General features: G+C 65.0%; 18 protein-coding genes. 9 read left to right on the forward strand and 9 right to left on the reverse strand.

Annotation, left to right across the window (positions count from 1 at the left end; translation table 11 throughout):
• Window positions 1–20: 20 nt before the first annotated feature.
• Genes KF708_01160 through KF708_01190 form a run of 7 tightly spaced genes read right to left on the reverse strand, consistent with a single transcriptional unit; the run spans window position 21 to window position 6,575 of the window.
• On the reverse strand, window positions 21–1,148 hold the full coding sequence (locus KF708_01160; protein ID MBX3411296.1) for a MoxR family ATPase: 1,128 nt from the start codon (window positions 1,146–1,148) through the stop codon (window positions 21–23).
• Entirely contained in the window at window positions 1,145–2,353 is a 1,209-nt protein-coding gene (locus tag KF708_01165; protein ID MBX3411297.1) for a hypothetical protein, read from the reverse strand. Before KF708_01165 ends, KF708_01160 begins: the two co-directional genes overlap by 4 nt.
• A complete protein-coding gene (locus KF708_01170; protein ID MBX3411298.1) occupies window positions 2,350–3,174 on the reverse strand; it encodes a DUF4129 domain-containing protein in 825 nt (274 codons plus the stop codon). Before KF708_01170 ends, KF708_01165 begins: the two co-directional genes overlap by 4 nt.
• Window positions 3,171–3,992 carry a hypothetical protein gene (locus KF708_01175; GenBank protein MBX3411299.1) on the reverse strand — a complete coding sequence of 274 codons (822 nt, stop codon included), beginning with the start codon at window positions 3,990–3,992 and terminating at the stop codon, window positions 3,171–3,173. The genes KF708_01170 and KF708_01175 overlap by 4 nt, the downstream gene beginning before the upstream one ends.
• Complete coding sequence (locus KF708_01180) at window positions 3,982–4,971, reverse strand: stage II sporulation protein M (protein ID MBX3411300.1); 990 nt, start codon at window positions 4,969–4,971, stop codon at window positions 3,982–3,984. Before KF708_01180 ends, KF708_01175 begins: the two co-directional genes overlap by 11 nt.
• A 13-nt stretch (window positions 4,972–4,984) precedes the next feature.
• Window positions 4,985–5,836 (reverse strand): RDD family protein, encoded by an 852-nt coding sequence (locus KF708_01185; protein MBX3411301.1) that lies wholly within the window; start codon window positions 5,834–5,836, stop codon window positions 4,985–4,987.
• Window positions 5,837–5,873: 37 nt separating this feature from the next.
• A complete protein-coding gene (locus tag KF708_01190; GenBank protein MBX3411302.1) occupies window positions 5,874–6,575 on the reverse strand; it encodes a hypothetical protein in 702 nt (233 codons plus the stop codon).
• Between the two features lie 149 nt (window positions 6,576–6,724).
• On the opposite strand from KF708_01190, the gene KF708_01195 reads away from it, so the two are divergent.
• From KF708_01195 to KF708_01225, 7 genes are all read left to right on the forward strand, one after another.
• Complete coding sequence (locus tag KF708_01195; GenBank protein MBX3411303.1) at window positions 6,725–7,558, forward strand: hypothetical protein; 834 nt, start codon at window positions 6,725–6,727, stop codon at window positions 7,556–7,558.
• A 91-nt stretch (window positions 7,559–7,649) separates the two neighbouring features.
• The gene (gene rpmA, locus KF708_01200) at window positions 7,650–7,898 is read left to right on the forward strand and encodes a 50S ribosomal protein L27 (GenBank protein MBX3411304.1); all 249 of its coding nucleotides are present in this window, start codon (window positions 7,650–7,652) and stop codon (window positions 7,896–7,898) included.
• A gap of 135 nt (window positions 7,899–8,033) precedes the next feature.
• Window positions 8,034–9,050, forward strand: a complete 1,017-nt coding sequence (gene obgE, locus KF708_01205) for a GTPase ObgE (GenBank protein MBX3411305.1) — start codon at window positions 8,034–8,036, stop codon at window positions 9,048–9,050.
• Window positions 9,047–9,829, forward strand: a complete 783-nt coding sequence (locus KF708_01210) for a type III pantothenate kinase (GenBank protein MBX3411306.1) — start codon at window positions 9,047–9,049, stop codon at window positions 9,827–9,829. Before obgE ends, KF708_01210 begins: the two co-directional genes overlap by 4 nt.
• Before the next feature lie 4 nt (window positions 9,830–9,833).
• Entirely contained in the window at window positions 9,834–10,994 is a 1,161-nt protein-coding gene (locus tag KF708_01215; protein ID MBX3411307.1) for a 50S ribosome-binding GTPase, read from the forward strand.
• A gap of 283 nt (window positions 10,995–11,277) precedes the next feature.
• Window positions 11,278–13,788, forward strand: a complete 2,511-nt coding sequence (locus tag KF708_01220) for a hypothetical protein (protein MBX3411308.1) — start codon at window positions 11,278–11,280, stop codon at window positions 13,786–13,788.
• An 84-nt stretch (window positions 13,789–13,872) separates the two neighbouring features.
• Window positions 13,873–14,433, forward strand: coding sequence for an FxsA family protein (locus KF708_01225; protein ID MBX3411309.1), 561 nt, complete (start codon window positions 13,873–13,875; stop codon window positions 14,431–14,433).
• Window positions 14,434–14,452: 19 nt separating this feature from the next.
• On the opposite strand, the gene KF708_01230 is transcribed toward KF708_01225, so the two are convergent.
• Window positions 14,453–14,881, reverse strand: coding sequence for a CBS domain-containing protein (locus KF708_01230; GenBank protein MBX3411310.1), 429 nt, complete (start codon window positions 14,879–14,881; stop codon window positions 14,453–14,455).
• Between the two features lie 332 nt (window positions 14,882–15,213).
• On the opposite strand from KF708_01230, the gene KF708_01235 reads away from it, so the two are divergent.
• Complete coding sequence (locus KF708_01235; GenBank protein ID MBX3411311.1) at window positions 15,214–16,527, forward strand: aspartate aminotransferase family protein; 1,314 nt, start codon at window positions 15,214–15,216, stop codon at window positions 16,525–16,527.
• Window positions 16,528–16,543: 16 nt separating this feature from the next.
• Window positions 16,544–18,079, forward strand: a complete 1,536-nt coding sequence (locus KF708_01240) for a M81 family metallopeptidase (protein ID MBX3411312.1) — start codon at window positions 16,544–16,546, stop codon at window positions 18,077–18,079.
• 4 nt (window positions 18,080–18,083) lie between these two features.
• On the opposite strand, the gene KF708_01245 is transcribed toward KF708_01240, so the two are convergent.
• Window positions 18,084–18,839 (reverse strand): amino acid ABC transporter ATP-binding protein, encoded by a 756-nt coding sequence (locus tag KF708_01245; protein ID MBX3411313.1) that lies wholly within the window; start codon window positions 18,837–18,839, stop codon window positions 18,084–18,086.
• Window positions 18,840–18,841 lie beyond the last annotated feature (2 nt).

The raw sequence follows: 18,841 nt of genomic DNA on the forward strand, positions 1-18,841 counted from the left end.
CAGAAACCAGGCCAGCGTGCTCACAGTCGCGGAACCTCGACCGTGCGGACCATTTCGGTGAGGACTTCGTCGACGCGGCGTCCTTCGACCTCGGCCTCGGCGGTGAGGATGACGCGGTGGCGCAGCGCCGGCAGCACCAACTCAACCACGTCGTCGGGCACGGCGTAGTCGCGGCCGTAGAAGGCCGCCAGCGTGCGCGCTCCCTGCAGCAGGGCGATGCCCGCGCGGGGCGAGGCCCCCAGGTGGAACTGCGGCCACTCGCGCGTCAGCCGCACGATGCGATTGATGTAATCGAGCAGTCGATCATCGAGGCGCACGCGGCTGCACTCCGCGCTCACTTGCAGGATCTCGGCCGGCGAAGTGACGGCCCGTAGCGATTCGAGCTCGGCCTGCACGTCAACGTGGTCGCGGTGCAGGCGGAGGATGTCGATCTCTTCCTGTGGGGCGGGATAGTTCGCCACCACTTTGAACATGAAGCGATCGAGCTGCGCCTCGGGCAGGTTGTAGGTGCCCTCGGACTCGATCGGGTTTTGCGTGGCGAGCACCAGGAAGGGGCGTTCGAGCAGGTGCGTGTGGTTGTCGACCGTGACGCGGTATTCCTGCATGATCTCGAGCAGGGCGGCGTGCGTCTTGGCGGGGCTGCGGTTGATTTCGTCCGCCAGCAGCAACTGGGTGAAGACCGGGCCAGGGCGAAAGCGGAAGTCTTGCGTCTTCAGATCGAAGATCGGCGAGCCGGTGATATCCGAGGGCATCAGGTCGGCGGTGAACTGGATGCGTCCGAAGCGGCAGCCCAACACGCGACCGAGCGCGCGGACGAGGAGCGTTTTGCCCAAGCCCGGCACGCTTTCGATCAGCAGGTGGCCCCCCGAGAAGAGGGCGACGAGAGAGCCCAGGAGGAGCTCGTCCTGGCCGATGTAGACGCGGCGTGCTTCGGCCGAGATGCGATCGAAGAGTCGCTTGGTGGGAGTGTCCGCGCCGGGGGTATTGGGGGCCGAAGACCGCACAGCCGACGAGGAGGGGGGGGCTGCCGACGTGGGAGAGGCTGCGCTGGGTGGTGCAGCCTGGCCGCCAAAAGGAGAAGCTGGCGAGCGGGGAGGGCTCGACGGCGGTTGTCCGGCGGATTGGGGATCGAAAGGAGAATCGTTCATGCGGTGGAGCCTGTCCCTGGGGGCAAAGTGGTAGTCTGCGTCGCGCCGCTGCCCATCGCGACGGGCGACATGCCGACGGCCGTCGTAGCGGCGGCTGGATGGAAGCCGGCCGCTTCGCCGCGCGAGGCGAGCCGGTAGTGTGCCAGTCGTTCGCGAGCATACTCGGCATCGCGCGTTTTTTCGAGGAGTTGTCCGAGCGCGTCGACGTGCTGGCCAAAGTCCGCCTCGTGCTCGACGCGGCTCTCGCGCGGAATGCCGAAGATCCAGTACCGCGCGAAGGCGAACAACACCCCCACCAGCGCCAGATGCAGCAGGATCTGATTGAAGGGGTAGATGGTGAAGACCTCGAGCCCCGTGGGGAGGCCCAATTCGGGATCCTCTTCGAGAATCACGGGCTCGATGAACCCGCTTTCGAGGAAAAAGACGTTCTTGTTTTCGCCGACTTCCGCCACGAGCTTTTGGGCCAGCTTGCGGTGCTCGTGATTCACCAGCGGCAGATTCAACAGGAACGAGCCGTTGGTCACCACGATCAACTGGCTTTCGCCCCACACTTCGCGGGCAATGAGAGTGTCTCCATCGGAACCGAGCAGGGTTTCGGCGGTGGGGGGCGGGATGAGCCGGCCGATGAGGGAGATGTCGAGTTGCAACGGATCGACGCCTTCGACCCAGCGTTGTTCGCCCTGTAGCGTATGCACGTCGCGATACTTGCGGGCCTCTTGCATGGTGAACCAGTCGCAGTCCTCATCGGCTGGCATAGCCTGGCGACGATTGTCGAATCGCTGTTGGGCCTCGCTCAGTGTTTTGGCCAGAGGTTTGACTTGCTCGGTCGGCGCTCGGCGGTTCATCTGGCGCCAGTAGGTCACGGCGGCGTCGTAATCGCGGCCGATGTAGATCAGCGAGCGGCCGGGCTTTTCGAGGAGCCAGTCTTCGAGCCAGGCGCGCACCTTGGGACTGGGGGGCTCGAAGTTATCCGGGGCCCAGACGATCACGTCGGCCTTCTCGCGCAAGCGGGGAGACAAGTACCGCCAGCTCGATACGCGGTCGCCGGCCAGCTCGAACATCCTCGCGAGCGTGGTGGTGCCGTTGACGCTTTGATGGCTGCCCGGCATCTGGCGCACGCCGTAATCGGATTCGAGCGACGACGAGGAACAGCCGATCAACAGCGGCAGCCAGACGGTGCCGGCCAGGATGGCGCGGAGGTTCATGCGGCCTCCTGCGAGATCAATTGATCGAACTCGGGCAAGCGCGACCAGCAGCGCTCGAACGCCGACGCGTCGAGTGGATGATCGCCGAAGAAGACGTCTTCGAACGTGACCATCGTCTCTTCGACGAGCGAGCGCAGCGCGACGCGCCGCGACAGCTCGCGCAGATACTGGCGATTCGTCTTCCCCTTGCTGAGCCGGATGCACTGCTGGCGATCGAGCGAGACGAGCTCGTGGCTGAACAGGTAGATGATCGCGTCGCGATAGTTGCCCGCGCGGCGACACCGTTCGGCCTCGGTGAGAAAATCGGAGGCGGGGCGCGCGACCTGAAAGGGGAGGGCCTCGACGCGGGCCTCCTCGGCATCCGCGTCGTCCTCGTCACTCGTTCCGTGGCTCGTCGCAAGACGCCGGTCGCGCTGGAGCCAGGCCCGCGCCAGAATGTAGACGAGTGCCCCCAGAATCAGCGTGACGAGAATCCAGGCGACCCATTCGAGGAACGAGAGATTGGGCATGCCAGGCAGGTTCCAACCGCTCCAGTCCCAGCCTTTCCAAAGATCCCACTCGGGCTTCAGGTCGATGCGTTTCACCGCGTCCCGTTCCGAGTCGTACCAGGGGGGCGTGAACCAGCTTTGGCGTAGCGACTCGCGCCCTTGCTCGATGGCGGAATCGGCCTCGGCCGTGGGTGGGGAGACGGCTTCGCCGCTGGCCTCTGCTTGCGCCAGAACCGGCGACGCGACACCGGCGATCAACGCGAGCGCAGCCCAGCACGTCCGGCAGCGAATGCCGAGTGAAATCGTGCGGGTTCGGTGCTGCGGATCGATCATGCCACTTGCCGCGCCAGACGCGCCCCCTCGGCCCGCATGCGGAGCTCGACCTCCCAGCCTTCATTACGAATGCGCAGGTCGAGATAGCTCAAGAAGCGCACGATGGTGAAATAAAGGGCGACCAGCCAGACGGCCACTTGCAATTCGATCAGGTAGAACGCGCGATCGAAGTCCACGCCGGCCGTAAGCAGTCCACGCAGCAGATGGAGCGACATCCAGAGCGAGACGATCAACAGCGGAGCGAAGAACAGGCTGCCCAACCAGCGGGCGAACAGCTCGCCCGTGTTGCGCGCGTGCAACGACCAGGCACGCGACCAGGTGGTCAGCCCGGGCCGTCCGCGCCGCTTTATCAGCGGGTTGCGCTCGAGCAGAATGACCTCGTTCAGATACGGCACCGTGGCAAAGAGCAGGAACCAGGTGACGCCCCAGGGCAACAAGAGCGCGCGCAGGAAGACTTGAAACAACAGGAGTTGGGGCAGCGAGCGCAGCAGGTCCAACCCCATCTGACGGCGATTGGGGCGCTCGACGAAGAGCGCCTGACCCAGGTAGAGCGTGGGGAGCACCATGACGAGCGGCAGTTCGAAGACGACGAGAAACGGCAGGATCCAGAAATAGGTCGTGACGGCGGTCGGATTGTCTTCGAAGGGGCCGGCGGCCGCATTCATCAGCCAGGCGTTGACCGCGATTGCCACTAGCATACCGGGCATGGCACAGGCGAGAAGTGACGCTCCGTGGGCGCGGACCAGCCGCAGCGACAGGTCGAGCAGATCGAGATAACCGCGCTCGCGAATGGCGATCCGCGTTTGATCAAGTTGCATCGAGCCCGCTCCGTGGATTGCCCAGAATGACGAAGTAGAACGCCAGCAACCCGCTCGAGACGACGGCCACTCCGGCCTTGACCCAATAAGGGGCGGCCGAGGGGGACAGGAAACCTTCGATCAATGCCGCCATCACGAACAAGAAGAGGGCCGCGCACATGGTGGGGAGCGCCTCATAACCGGCACGGCGCATCGATTCGGCACGGCTGAGGCCCCCCGTATCGATGAGCGAAAAGCCCAACCGCATCCCCGCCGCGGCCGAGAGGACGATCGCGTTCAACTCGAAGGGGCCGTGCGCGGTAACGAACTCGAAGAAGTTTTCGCGCTGGGCGACGGTAGTCATATGACCGAAGGAGGCCCCGAGCACCAGCGCGTTGCTCGACGTGATGATCAAGCCACCGACGCCGAACACCAGCCCCAGCGCAAAAGCCCGCAAGCCAATGCCCGCATTGTGCCAGATGTAGAACCCGGCCATGCCGCTGCGATTGTTGATGAAGCTTCCGGCGGAACCAGTGCGGGTGGCGATCGGCTCGGCGTACATTTGTTCCAATTGCTGGATCTGTTCCTTGCCGATGGCGCGCTCGGCGAAGCCAGGGCTAAACGCCGACAACGCCATCGCCGCGATGAAGAGCCCCCAGAACAGGACGAAGGCGACGCGCAGGTAATTGTCGCGATACAGGCGTTGGGGCACCTCGTAGAGCATGACGTGCGCCCAGCGCGAGATGTCGAACGCCTTCGAGCGATAGAGCTGGTTGTGCGCGCGGCCGACCAATTGGTGCAGATAGGCCACCGTGTTCGGCGGCAGGTTGTACGCCTCGGCCAGGGCGAGATCGGCGCAGGTCGAACGATAGAGCGATCCAAACCGGGCCACGATCATCGGGCCAAGCTTGCGCTTGCCGCGCGACTCCATCTGGCCGCAGAGCCATTCCAGCTCGCGCCAGTTCTCGCGTCGTTCTTCGAGGAGGGCGGCAACCTTCATCGGCGATGGCGACTCACACGGGGGAGGTCGGAGCGGGTGCGGCGAACGGAGAGACACCCACCGGCAAGCGAATCACCGGTCCTTCCTCGGTCTGGCGCCCGAAGAAGACCTGGTGATAGAGGGCGCACAACAACACGTCGTAATTCGTTTGGGGCGGCAGTTGGAATCGTTCGCGCAAAGGCTCGGCCAGATGGCGAGCAATTTCCATCCGCCTGCCGTACGAAAAGCTCTGGCGTCGCGAGACGTAAGCCGAGAGTGCCTGCACGAGCCCCCGGCATGGCTCGAACGACGGCGGCAGACTGGCCGCCAGCTCGAGCGCCGCGGGCTCGTCGATGCGCACCACGCCGTAGCGACGTTGAGGTTCTTCGACGACCACCATCGTGCCCGCGGCCAGATCGCCCAGCCGCTGGAAACGCCTGGTGGCCGTGCAGGCGATCAGGCCGAACAAGTAGAGGGGCACGACGAAGAAGGCCGTGGGCATGGCGTCGGCCGGTCGCAGCAGGTTGCGTAGCACGGCCTGCACGGGCACGATCGGCTGGCCATCGGCCGACATGACGCGAATCTGCATCAGCCGCTTGCCGGGGGTCTGGCCGTTCCACAGAGCCTCGAACACGCCGCCGTAGAACCAACTGATGACGAAGAACGCCACGAGCGTGACGGCCATTGCCACGCCGCTGAGAGAGATGAAGCCGAAGTAGAGTCCCGCCACGGTCGAGATTGCTCCGATGGCGGTGGCTTGAAGCACGATGTCGATGAAGTAGGCCGGCAAGCGACGGAAAGGTCCCGCCACGCGGTAGTGGAAGGCGATATTCTCCGGCGTCACGATCTCGATGTGAGTATCGAACGGCCCCGACGACTCAGACATGGAATCACACTCAAGGTGGCTTAGCTTCTCGAGCCCATTATGCCCGATGCGCCGGCCGCTGTCCCCTCCTGGCAGGTTTCGCGCGGGAGTTCGTCGCGGCAGGCGACACGTGTCCGTTGTAGCCCGCATGGATCGGCCGCTGCGCGAGATAGGTGTCTACTTCATCGCCCCAGCAGGTCCAGCCTTCGACTCGTTCGCGGGCGAAAAGTTCGAGATAGGGCCCGGGGCTGCAACGGCGGATCAACTCGTAGGTCTCGACGGGCTTGCGCGAGTGTTCTTGCTTGCGCGTGGCGAACAAATTGACCTGCGTGCGGCCGGGAGCAAGGGTCCGTTGGCGGCCGCGGACCCCGAAGAGGAGCAACTCGGTCACGTTGCGAAAGTAGAAGCCGACGCCGCGGCCGTCGGGCCCACCGTCCTTGCGGACCTTGTACCAGACGAGGTTCGTTTTGTACTTGAACCCCCAGGCCTCCATGATGGCGAGCCCCTCGGGCAGCAACGCGTTGGGGCACCACATGTAGAGATGGCTGGGGGTCGCGGCATGGGCGGCCACCGGCAGGGCGGCAATTTCCTCCATGCTCATCGTGTGATAACGGTTGAGCCGGTGGTGCTCGGGGGCCACTTTGCCCGTGCGGTTCTGGAACCGCCAGGGCGGGTCGATCAGGATGGTGCCAAAGCGGCCAGTCAGCCCGGGCAGGGTGAGACAGGAGTTGGCAGGATTGTCAGCGGTCGAATGAGGCATCGGTGGGCTGAAAAAGACGGAAATCGGGCCAGAATCGGCGTTTGACGCTCCCGCGCGGCCCGAATTATAGTGGATTACGCAACTCTTGTGGCTGGCGAGGTTTTCTCGCAGCGCGGCCCATCTCTTCGGAACTGAGTGAGAGAGCCTTCATGCGCGTTGTTCCCCCTGTCGTTCGCTCGCTTGTGTTGTGCGTGGTCGCGGTCTTGTTGAGTGCGATCCCTAGCGCGACGATCCGCGCCGAAGTTCCCTCGGAAGCCCCTCGGCCGGCGCCTCTGGGTGGAACGCCCGGAAAGTATCGCAAACTGGCCCCCGGGGTGACGCGCACGATTCCGGTCGAAAGGCAGGAGAACGAGACCTTCAGCCGGCACGACATTCCTGAACTGCTGTCGGTCGATCCGAACTTCGAGTGGGCCAAAGACGTTCGCTTCAGCCACGACATCTGGAACCTGGAGTTCACGTTCAAGCCGATTCGTTTCATGCGGATGGATCTGCCCGGTCCCGACGGCAAGCTCGAGTCGAAGCTGGTCTGGTACATGGTCTACCGCGTGCGCAACGTGAGCGACAAGCCGGTCGACTTTATCCCCTATTTCGTGCTGCAGAGTCGCGATGGCAAGAAGTTCTACCCGGACCGGGTCCTGCCGGGGGTGGTGCCGGCGATCGTCCGTCGCGAGGATCCGAACCGCCCGCTGGCCGATTCGGCCACCATTGCCGGGCCGATCGCCCCGAACGACGAGGGGGAAGAGGACGGTGTCTGGGGAGTGGTGACCTGGACCGATATCGACCCGCGCACCGACTACTTCTCGGTTTATGTGAATGGCCTGACGAACGCCTACCGCTGGGACGATACGCCCCAGGGACGTAAATTCGCCCGCAAGACGTTGCAGTTGAATTTCTGGCGGCCGGGGGACGAATATGACCAGCACGAGAAGGAGATTCGTGTGGGCGCCCCGGGCGAGGTTGACTATCGCTGGCTTTACCGCTAAAAACAGTGGTTTGGCAGCGGGTTGCGAGGCCCCGACCGAGGGCTCCCCGTTCCTCGACGAATCACTCGATCGAAGCGGAGAAGGGAACGACATGGCACATAAGAAGGGTCAAGGCTCGAGCCGCAACGGACGCGATTCGAACGGCCAACGCCGTGGCGTAAAGCGTTTTGGCGGTCAGCAGGTCGAACCGGGCTGCATTCTGGTCCGCCAGGTCGGCAATCAGTTCCACCCCGGCAAGAATGTGGGCCAGGGAAGCGACTACACGCTCTTCGCTCTCTCGGCGGGAGTCGTGCAGTTCGATCGCGGTGGCCGCCGCGTGAGCGTCGTCTCCGACAACTAGTCTGGTTGTCGAACGGGGCTCGATAGAACTCGAAGTATCTGCCGGGATGGCCCACAGTGGTCATCCCGCTTTGTTTTGGTCCCCCCATTTTTTGGCGGTCTCGGCTCGGCCTTCGCCCGCGACGACCGGTCTTCTATGTTCGTCGATCGGGTCAAGATTCAGGTGCAGTCGGGGCGCGGGGGCAACGGCATGGTGAGCTTCCGCCGGGAGAAGTATGTCCCGCGCGGCGGCCCCAATGGGGGCGACGGAGGTGACGGCGGCAGCGTCATCATCCAGGCCGAGGCCGGCGTCGACAGCCTGTCCGCCCTCGTGCATCGCAAGCACTGGCGCGCCACCGACGGCGGAAACGGCGGCAGCTCCGACTGCCACGGACGCAATGGCGAAGATCTCGTGTTGCGCGTGCCGCCGGGCACGGTCGTCTACGATGCCGAAGAAGGCTTCGCGCTGAGAGATCTCGTCCAGGCGGGAGATTCGTTCGTCGCCGCGCACGGCGGCAAAGGGGGCAAGGGGAACACCCATTTCAAGTCGGCGACGAATCAGGCGCCGCGCGAGGCGACTCCCGGCAATCCCAGCGAGGTGCGCTCGCTCGTCCTCGAACTCAAGTCGATCGCCGACGTCGGACTGATCGGCAAACCCAACGCGGGCAAGAGCACCATGCTCAGCCGTCTGTCGCGGGCGCGGCCGGAGATCGCCGATTATCCCTTCACGACGAAGTACCCCAACCTGGGACGCGTGCAGATCGATTTTGACCGATCGTTCGTCCTGGCCGATATTCCGGGGCTAATCGAAGGGGCCCACGCCGGCGCGGGGCTCGGGCTGGAGTTTCTGCGGCACATCGAGCGGGCTGGCATTCTCGTGCATCTGGTCGAGCCGATGCCGATGGATGGCTCCGATCCGCTAGCGAACTACGATGCGGTCCGGGGCGAGTTCGCGTTGTACAATGACGGCGCGTTGCTGGCCCGGCCCGAGATCGTTTGCGTAACGAAGTGCGAACTCCCCGGCGCCGACGACGTGTGCGCGCAACTCGCGGCGCATCTGGGACGCGACGTGATGGCGGTTTCGGCGGTGACGGGCATGGGGCTCGATCGACTCGTGCATGCGATCTCCGCACTGCTGGAGCAGGGGGCCCGACCGGACGAGGAATCGGCATGAGTGCCGCATCTGCCATCGTGGCCGTCGACGTGGGGAATACCCGCACCAAGTTCGGGCTGTTTACGGGTGGCGAAGCGCAAGGTTTGCCCAGCCCCAAGCGGGTGTTGCGCATTTCGTCGCACGCCCACGAACTGGAGCAACTGGCGACTTTTCTAGACGCACGGCCCGCCTCCGACTTCGCCTGGCATATCGGCAGCGTGAATCGCGCCGCCGCGGGGCGCGTGATCGATTGGTTGCGCGAGGCGGGCGCCGCGAGTCGCGTGACGATGCTCATACATGGCGATCTCCCCATCGAGGTGCGTCTCGATCGACCCGACATGGTCGGCATCGACCGCTTGTTGGCCGCGGTGGCCGCGAACCATCTGCGTGCCGCCGATCGACCGGCGGTGGTCGTGGGCATGGGCACGGCCGTGACGGTCGATCTCGTCTCGATCGAGGGGGCGTTCTTGGGGGGGGCCATCCTGCCGGGGGTCGAGATCTCGGCCCGCGCCATGCACGCCTTTACCGACATGCTGCCATTGGTGGACGTGCGCGGCTTCGATACCACGCCGCCAGCCTTGGGACGTTCGACGATCGAGGCAATGCAAGCCGGACTCTACTGGGGAGCGCTGGGGGGCGTCCGCGAGTTGATCGCCCGCTACGGCGAGCAGGTCGGCAAGGAACCGCAGGTGTTTCTCTCGGGGGGCGCCGCAAGCACGGTGGCGCGGCCCCTGGCCTCGACGGCCACGGTGGTCGACGATCTGACGCTGGCCGGCATCGCCCTCGCCGCACGGCGATAGAGTCATGTCCTTGCCGCAGGTGACATCCGCTGCCTTGCTCACTCCGGCGGGGCGCGGCGCTATCGCGACGATTGGCTTGCGGGGACCAGACGCTTTTCGCCAGATCGAGCGATTCTTTCTGCCACACGGTCGCCGCTCAATCGCACCCACGGGAAACGCCGTGCGCGTCGGCCGGTGGCGCGACGCGACGGGCGAAGAGATCGTTGTTTCCGCATCAGCGTCGGATCGCTGGGAGATCTGCTGCCACGGAGGCCGCGCGGCCGCGGCGGCGATTCTGAACGATTTGGCGAGCGCCGGATGCACCATTGTCGACTGGCAGGCCTGGCTTGCCGGCGAATCGACGCGGCTGCTCGACTACGAAGCACAAGCCGCCCTGGCCGAGGCCAAGACGGTTCGAGCGGCTTCGATCCTGCTCGATCAATTCGAAGGGGCATTGGAATGCACGTGTCGCACGATCCTCGAACTTTTGTCGGGCGCCGCAGCATCTCCGGTGCAGGCCGATCGCGCCCGCGAAATGCTCCTGCGACTCGACGCCTGGAGTGCGCTGGGTCTGCATCTCACGGCTCCCTGGCACGTCGTGCTCGCGGGAGCGCCGAACGTAGGCAAGAGCAGCCTGATAAACGCGATCGTCGGCTATGAGCGTTCGCTCGTCTTCGACCGTCCTGGTACCACGCGCGATGCGGTGACGGTCGATACCGCCCTCGAAGGCTGGCCGGTGCGGCTGGTCGACACGGCTGGCCTGCGCGAAGCGGCCGATGCGATCGAGACGGCAGGCATCGAACGAACGCAATCGCATGTCGCCCGGGCAGACCTCGTGATCCTCGTGCAAGAGGCGCGCCATGTGGAACTGCACGAGGCGGTCAGGTTGCCCGCCGAGCAGTCGCACGTGCTGGTCGTGGCCAACAAGTGCGACCTGCTGCCGGCAGAGCGAATCGGGGGGACCCCGGCCGCGGTGCTCACGAGCGCGGTGACTGGGGCGGGCGTGGACGATCTCATCCATGCGATTGCCGGGCGGCTGGTGCCCGGGACACCACAGCCGGGCGAGGCCGTTCCCTTTACGCCCCGGCACGTGGGGGCGATCCGCGAGGCCCAGGGGGCCGCCGCGGCCGGAGCGTTCGATGCCGCGAGGTCTGCTGTCGAGGCGATTCTCCTGGCCCCGACATAACCCCTGGTTTACCTGACCGATCCAGTTTCCCACGACAGCTACGGCTTCCCGAGGGCGACGCGGAGAAGTCCGCGTATTCCGACAAATTCTCACTTCCGCTCTAGATTACCCCACGCGCAGCGCCGAAGAGAGAGATGAGACACCCGTGTCTGCCCGCTTTGCAGGCTGCGGCACGCCGACAGTCTCACGAATGCGTCGGTCGCTTCGCACGGTGCGAGACGACACGCGATCGTCGTGGCGCCATGATTCGCTCGTGGTTGCACGCTTCAGGGAGGAACGTGCGATGCAGGCTGGTTTGTTTGGCCGACTGGCGGTGCTGGTCGGCTTGGGCGTGGGGTGGATGACAGCGGCGACGGGGTCGCCGTGCCAGGCCTGGCAGCGTGATGCCGGTAGCAAACAGCGGGGAGTCTCGCGCTCGGCGCCGCGCGCCGCTGCCACGAGCGTTTCTCGCGACGACGATCGAATCGAGCTTTCGCAACCCAAGCCGAAAGCCGCCCCTCCCACCGCTACCCCGAAGTCGAAGCAACCGAGACCAGCCCAGGCCCCGGATCCGGCTGGCCCATCGCAGCGTTCACCCGCTCCGGAGGCCGCCGCAAAGGCCCAAAAGAACAATCCCAGGTCGAAGTCAGAATTCACCCTGTCGTGGGAGAACGTCGAGGCCCTGGGGGACAAGATCGGTCAGGCGATCGCCACGGGGCTCGAACCGGTTCCGACGGCTCCGAAAAAAGAGACCTCGCAGGGGGAGAAGGGCGATCCCCGCATCGCCGCGCGGGAAAAGTCGCGTCAGCAAGCTGCCGGTGCGAAGCCCACGGTGGCCGCTTCACAAGAACCGGGAATGGCCGTGGCGAGTGACGCTCCGGCCGCAGCGGGGCGGGCGCGTCAATCCGAATCGGCCACTCCGCCGACCGTTGTGACGGCCCCCTCAGCACCGGCAGTTGTCGTGCCCCCTGCGGTGACCGCGCCCAGCAATTCGGGCGTGGCAGTGGCGAGCGACGTGCCGAGCGGTGCAACCCTCGACGACAAGTTCGAAGCGCCCCAGCCGTCCGCGGCTCCGGCTACCGTGTCGACCGCCGTTGAAGAAGCCCCCGACACCTCCGTGGCGCGCGTCACGGTCGAGATCGAGCCGGCGCATTTCAACGAGGTTCAGCCCGGCACGACCACGGCGGAAGAATTGTCCCAGGCATGGGGTCCGCCGCGGCAGATCGTCGATTCGAATGGCCGCGTCGAGCAGATGTATGCCATCGAGCCGTTCGAGCTGGTCGTGGTCACGCTCATCGACGACCTGGTCAGCTCGATCTTCGTGAGTTTTCGCGAACCGGTCGCCGCCGATCGCCTGGCGATCGAGTTGGGGATGAAGGATATCCCGCCGGTCATCGTGCCCGACGAAGTAGGCACGCCGCTGGGTGAAGTCTATCCAGAACGTGGCGTGCTCTTCAGCTATGCGCCGGAGAGCAAGCGGCGCCAGGTGGCCCGTATCATTCTCGAGGAGATCGACGCCGAGCCATTCGTGCGGCGTGGAGAGGCGCTACTGCAATTGCACTATCAACTGGCGCTTGGCGATCTCGACACCGCCTTGCGACTCGATTCGACGCAGCACCGCGCGCACTGGCTGCGAGCGCAGCTCTTTTCGGATACAGGGCGCGAGCACGAGGCGCTGGTGGCCGTCGAAGCGGCGCTCGAACAGGTACCGCTCGAGGCGGAGTATTTGCTCACGAAAGCCAAAATTCTGAGCCTCACCGGCAAGTACGCCGACGCCCTAGCGCAGTGCGATGCCGTGTTGGCTCTGGCCAAGTTGCCCGTGGCGACCGAGGCCCGCGCCACCCTGCTCAAGGGAGACATCGTCGCGGCGGGTCCGGCGCGCGACTACAAGCGGGCGATGGAGCACCACGTGCAGGCGATCAAGCTCGCGCGGCCGCTGGTGGAAGAAGCCAAGGTGGCCGAGCGTCGCGCGGCGCAGGAGGTTCTGGTTTCCGCGCATCTGTCCGTCGCACGCGACATTGCCTGGGGCTCGTGGAATCACAAGGAAGACGTCGTGCCGAAGTGGATCGCCCAGGCCGACGAGATCGCGGCGGCCGCCGTGCAGCGCGGCGACGCCCCCGGCGATTATCACTTCCGCATCTGTCAGCAGGCGCTGGCGGCCTACGTGGGCATGCAGGGTGCCGCCGACCCCACGTACTGGACCGAAGAAACGGTGAAAACGGGGCAGCAACTGATCGACCAGGCGACGGACCCCTGGTACCGTCGCCGTCTCGAGTGGGAACTGGGCATGGTGCTCTACGATGCCGTGCAGGTCTACCACATGCGTCGCGAGTATGGACGTGCCCTCGAATATGGTCCGCTCGCGGTGAAGTTTCTCCGCGAGGCGGAATCCGATCGTCGGGACCTACCCGGGCACGATTACCTGATGGGACGCCTCTATTTCCGACTGGGGGCGATCCACCTGGCGCACGCCAAGGACCACGGCCAGGCGATTTCCTGGTTCAACCAGGCGGTGCCGCTGATGGAGCAGCCGATTCCGGCCTCGGCCATGGCCGACATTGGCCGGCAGGGAGAGACGTTCGTCAGCATGGCGGTGTCGTACTGGGAAACGGGAGACCGCGAGGAGGCCGTACGGTTGACGACCCGGGGGGTCGAATTGATGGAGCGCGCCGTGGACAAGGGGATCCTGCATCCCGAGGCGCTAGCGATCGGCTATGGCAATTTGTCCAGCATGCATGCCGAGTTGGGGCACGCCCAAGAGGCCGAGAGCTACGACGAGCTCGCCAGTCGGAGCGAACTTTCGATCACGCGCTAGCCGGCAATCGGTTGTCTGGGATGGAGGTGGCCTGCTCTCCCGGGCAGGACGCGTCTAGAATGCAGCAGAGGCCCGACGCCGTGCATGCACCTGTTATCGGCGCTGGGCATTTCCACCCCCGAGGATGGACACGACGTGCTCGCTCGCCTGCTGCTGCTGATCCTGCTCGTACCGCTCGTCGAGCTGTATGTGCTCTATAAGTTCACCGTGTGGACGGGGAACTTTCCTCTGACTCTGGCGATCGTGCTGGGGACGGGGATCTTGGGGACGATGTTGGCACGTCGACAGGGCTGGCGCGCCTGGACCGAGATTCAGCGCCAGCTCAGCGCCGGGCAAATGCCGGCCGATGCCCTGCAAGAGGCGCTCCTGATTCTGCTGGCCGGCGCGCTGTTGATCCTGCCGGGGCTGTTGAGCGATCTCGCGGGCATCGCCCTCTTGGTTCCGGCCGTGCGTCGCGCGGTGGGGCGCATGGTGGCCGCGCGCTACGTGGTGCGGACCACCGCGCAGGCGACCACCTCGGGCTGGAACCCGCGCACGAACACCTACGACACGACTTTTGTCGATGCCGCGAACGACGAGCCGCCGCGCCATCGCGTGATCGAGGTGCGCGCCCTGGAGCCGGAAGAATCGTCGCCGCGCCGCTAAGGCCGCACGGCGACGTCCCTCAGCTCTGGATGTAGCTCTTGAGATAATGATTCTCGAGCGCCATCTCGTCTCGCTGCGCCTTGACGACGTCGCCGATCGACACGATGCCCACGAGCCGGTCTTCCTCGGTAATCGGTAGATGCCGAATGCGGTGGTCGGTCATCAGTCCCATGACCGTGGCGATGTCGTCCGACGGAGTGCCGGTGACGACGTTCTTCGTCATCAGATCGCGGACGCTCAAACGGCTGCAACCGCCGCGATGCTTGGCGATGCAACGCAGGATGTCGCGCTCGCTGACGATGCCCAGCATGTGCCCGTCGGCATCGCAGACGACGAGCGAGCCGACATTGTTGCGCACGAGCGTCTCGACGGTTTCTTCGACGCTCACCGAGGGATCGATCGTGTGGACCCTGGTACCTTTGGCGCGAAGGATGTCTTGCACCAGCATAGTGACTGCCTCCCACGGACACGGGTTTTGATGGACGTGCATGCCCGACGCGATGGGAACAACGGGAGCGAATGCTCAGAGGTGAACTATTCCCGCCCCAAAGGATACGTTGGGCGACAAGGAATCGTCAAAGGAATTCTCCGCTCGCGGCGAAATTCGGGGTGAAAACATCGTGCGATCTTTCACAAGGTGTGGTCCTCGCGCGCGAGGTGGTTGCGGCGCGACCGGCCGACGCGCGGCAGAGAGTTCGCTATGATAGACGCCGCGCTGGTTGCCCTTCGACGGGTGGAGCAAAGGCAATCGCTCGACTAGATGTTTACCCGGAGTCTTCGATGTCGCGTGTGTTGGATGTCTATCGTCAGGCGTGTGAGTCGTTGGCCTCGGGCGTGTCCTCATCGACACGGGTGAATCGCGCGCTGGGGCACGCGCTGTTGTTCGATCGCGCCGAGGGAGCGCACCTGTGGGATCTCGACGGTCACCAATACTTCGACCTGTGTTGCAGCCACGGCGCGACGCTGCTCGGGCATGGCGATAGCCGAGTACGGATGGCGGTCGAGCAGGCACTCGACCGGGGGGCGCCTTGTTCGTATGAGAACGAGCTCCACGGCGAGTTGGCCCGGCTGCTTTGCGAGAGCGTGCCCTGCCTCGAGCGGGTGCGCTACACGGGAGCCGGCACCGAGGCAACGCTGCACTGCCTTCGGCTGGCCCGCGCCTACACGGGACGCACGCGGTTGTTGATGTTCGAAGGCAATTTTCACGGCTATCACGATCAGGTAATGTTCGTGCCGTCGCCCACGGTGGGGAACGATCCGTCGTCTGACGTGCGAGTTTCGGCCACTTCGACTGGCGTGATGCCAGGGCTCGAGCGAAACCTGTTGGTCGTGCCGTACAACCGTCCCGACCTGCTCGAAGAGGCGTTCCGCCAGCACGGTCACGAACTGGCCGCGGCGATCTGCGAGCCGGTTTTCTACAACGCCGGCTGCGTGAAGCCGACCGCCGAGTTCATGACCTCGCTCCGGCGGCTCACCCGCGAGCACGGCACAGTGCTGATCTTCGACGAGGTGCTGTGTGCCTTTCGCATGGGGCCGGGGGGCGCGCAGGAATATTTGGGGGTGACGCCCGACCTGTGTACGCTGGGCAAAGCCGTTGGGGGAGGATATCCACTGAGCGTCTTTGGCGGGCGCCGCGAAATCATGGATCGCTTGATGCCGCAGGGCGATTGCCAGCACAGCGGCACCTACAACGGCCATCCCGTGGCGGTCGCGGCGGCGCTGGCGGCGGTACGGGCCTATCGCGAGCCGGGCTTCTACGATCACATCCGCGCAATCGGCGAGAGGCTCTTCGCGGGCATGAAGGAAAGTCTGGCTCGTCACGGCGTCCCCGGCCGCGTGCAGGGGCTCGGGGCACGTTGCGGCATTTACTTCGGCATTACCGACGAGGTACGCGACTATCGCGATGCCCAGCAGCACGATCGCGTGATGATGCTGCGTTTCATCAAGGCGGCCATCGACCGCGGCGTTTATCTTCACGATTATGGCGGCGCCCCTTGTCATCATGGGTTCTGCGCTGCCACGACGATGGCGGACGTCGACGCCGTGCTCGATCGTCTCGATGATGCCATCGGCTCGCTGCGCGCGCCGGCTTAGGAGGAAGCGAACCGATATGCGCATCGCGATTGGCCAGCTCTGGCAAGAGACGAACACGCTCAACCCGCTTCCGACGACGCGTGCCGACTTCGAGCAGTTCGGCGTGCTGCGCGGAGATGAGATGGTCGAGCAGATGGCCGAGACGAACGAGCTGGGAGGCTTTATCGAGTCGCTGCGGGCCTGGCCCGAGCAGCCGGAGATCGTGGGGCTGGTGCGCTTGCCCGCCTGGCCCAGCGGTACGGCCACCGCCGAGACGTTCGCATGGCTGCAGGACGAAATGGTCACGGCTGTACGAGAGGCGTTGCCGGTCGAGGCGTTATTGCTCGCGCTGCACGGGGCCATGACCGCCGAGGGGCATCCCGACGTCGAGGGAGAGATTCTCGCGGCGCTGCGCGAACTCGTGGGACCGAAGCTGCCGATCGTGGCCACGCTCGATCTGCACGCCAACGTCACCGAGGCGATGGTGCGGGGGGCCGACGTGCTCGTCACATTTCACACGGCACCTCACATCGATGTGATCGAGACGGGCCGCCGCGGCGCTCGGGCGTTGCGGCGAATTCTGATCGAAGGCGCTCGTCCAGTGACGGCATATCAAAAAATTCCGGCGGTCGTGCCGGCCGAAAAGGCGAACACGCAAGCGGCCGCGGGCATGAGCCGCGAGTTCAAAGATCGGCTGATCGCGCTCGAGGCCGCGCCGGGGGTGCTGGCGGCAGGGCTTTGCACGGTACAGCCGTGGCTCGATATTCCGGAGTTTGGCACGACGGTGACGATTGTTACCGATGACGATGCTGAGCGTGCCGAGGAGATCTGCCGCGAGCTGAGCGACGAGTTTTGGCGCCGCCGCCGGGAGTATTTGCCTGAGCTGGTGCCGTTTGAAGAGTCCGTCCAGCAGGCCGCGGCGCTAGGCGATGTGACAACGCCGGCCGAGAAGCGATTGATCGTGCTGGGGGACGGCGCTGATGCCACAACGTCGGGCGCCCCGGGGGACAGCATCTGGCTGCTGGGTGAGTTGTTGAAGCATCGCTGGCCAAACGGCGCGCTCGTCACGCTGGTTGCACCGGAGATTGTGGCAATAGCGAAGAATGCAGGTCAGGAAGCAAGCGTAGAAGTCGATCTCGGCGGGCGGCGCGATACGCGATTTGCTCGACCGATCCACGTGACGGCGACCGTCGAACGCTTGTTCGAGGCGGAGTTTGTCCTGTCGGGCCATTTGGCGCATAAACTGGCGATCGATATGGGGCCGTCCGCCGTGCTGCGGGTAGGAGACGTGCGGATCGTCGTCACATCGCGCTCGGGGCCGCACTTCGCGCCGGAGCTGTTCCGCGCGGCGGGACTCGATCCGCTGGCCGCCGACGTGCTGGTAGCGAAAAGCCCCTGCGGATTTCGAGCGGCCTACGAACCACACGCGCGGCTGATCTTGCACACGACAGCGCCCGGCTGTGCTCCCCCCGACTTTTGGAAGTACGAGTATCGGAACATTCCGCGACCGCTCTGGCCGTGGGATGAGATGGGCGAATGGCGTGCTGAACCGGTGATCGTGTCGCGAAAGTAACGCCTCAAGCCAGCACGTTTCGCAGAAATTCTTGTGTGCGTTTTTCTTGTGGGGCGTCGATTACCTGTTCGGGCGGGCCTTGTTCGATGGCCAGGCCGTCGGCGAGCACCACGACGCGGTCGGCCGAACGACGGGCGAAGCCGATCTCGTGCGTCACAACGACCAGGGTCATGCCCTCTTGCTTGAGATCCTCGAGCACGCCGAGCACCTCGTGCTTGAGCGCGGGATCGAGGGCGCTGGTGATCTCGTCGCAGAGCAACCCCTTGGGGCCCATCGCCAGGGCGCGGGCAATCGCCACACGCTGTTTCTGCCCGCCGGAGAGTTGATGCGGCTTCGCGTCACGGCGATCGGCGAGCCCCACGCGCGCCAATAGCTCGATGGCCGTCGCTTCGGCCTGTTCGCGCGGTTGACCGAGGACACGGATCGGCGCCTCGACGACGTTGCCCAAGACGCTCAAGTGGGGGAACAACTGAAAATCCTGGAAGACCATCCCCATCGCGCGGCGAATGTCTCCCACGGGGCCGAGCATTTGCGGCACGGCGGCCTCATCGCGCAGCGAGTGGGGATCGGGCGCTAGCTCAAGCTCGCCGACTCGAATGCGACCGGAGCGGAAGGGGCACAGCCCATTCACGCAGCGCAACAAGGTGGACTTGCCCCCGCCGCTAGGCCCGATGAGGGCGACGGTCTCGCCGGCGCTCACCGAAAGGTCGACCCCTTCCAGCACGCGACGGTCGCCAAAGCGAACGACGAGTTGCTCAATCT

The sequence above is a fragment of the Pirellulales bacterium genome, assembly GCA_019636335.1.
Lineage (GTDB): Bacteria > Planctomycetota > Planctomycetia > Pirellulales > JAEUIK01 > JAHBXR01.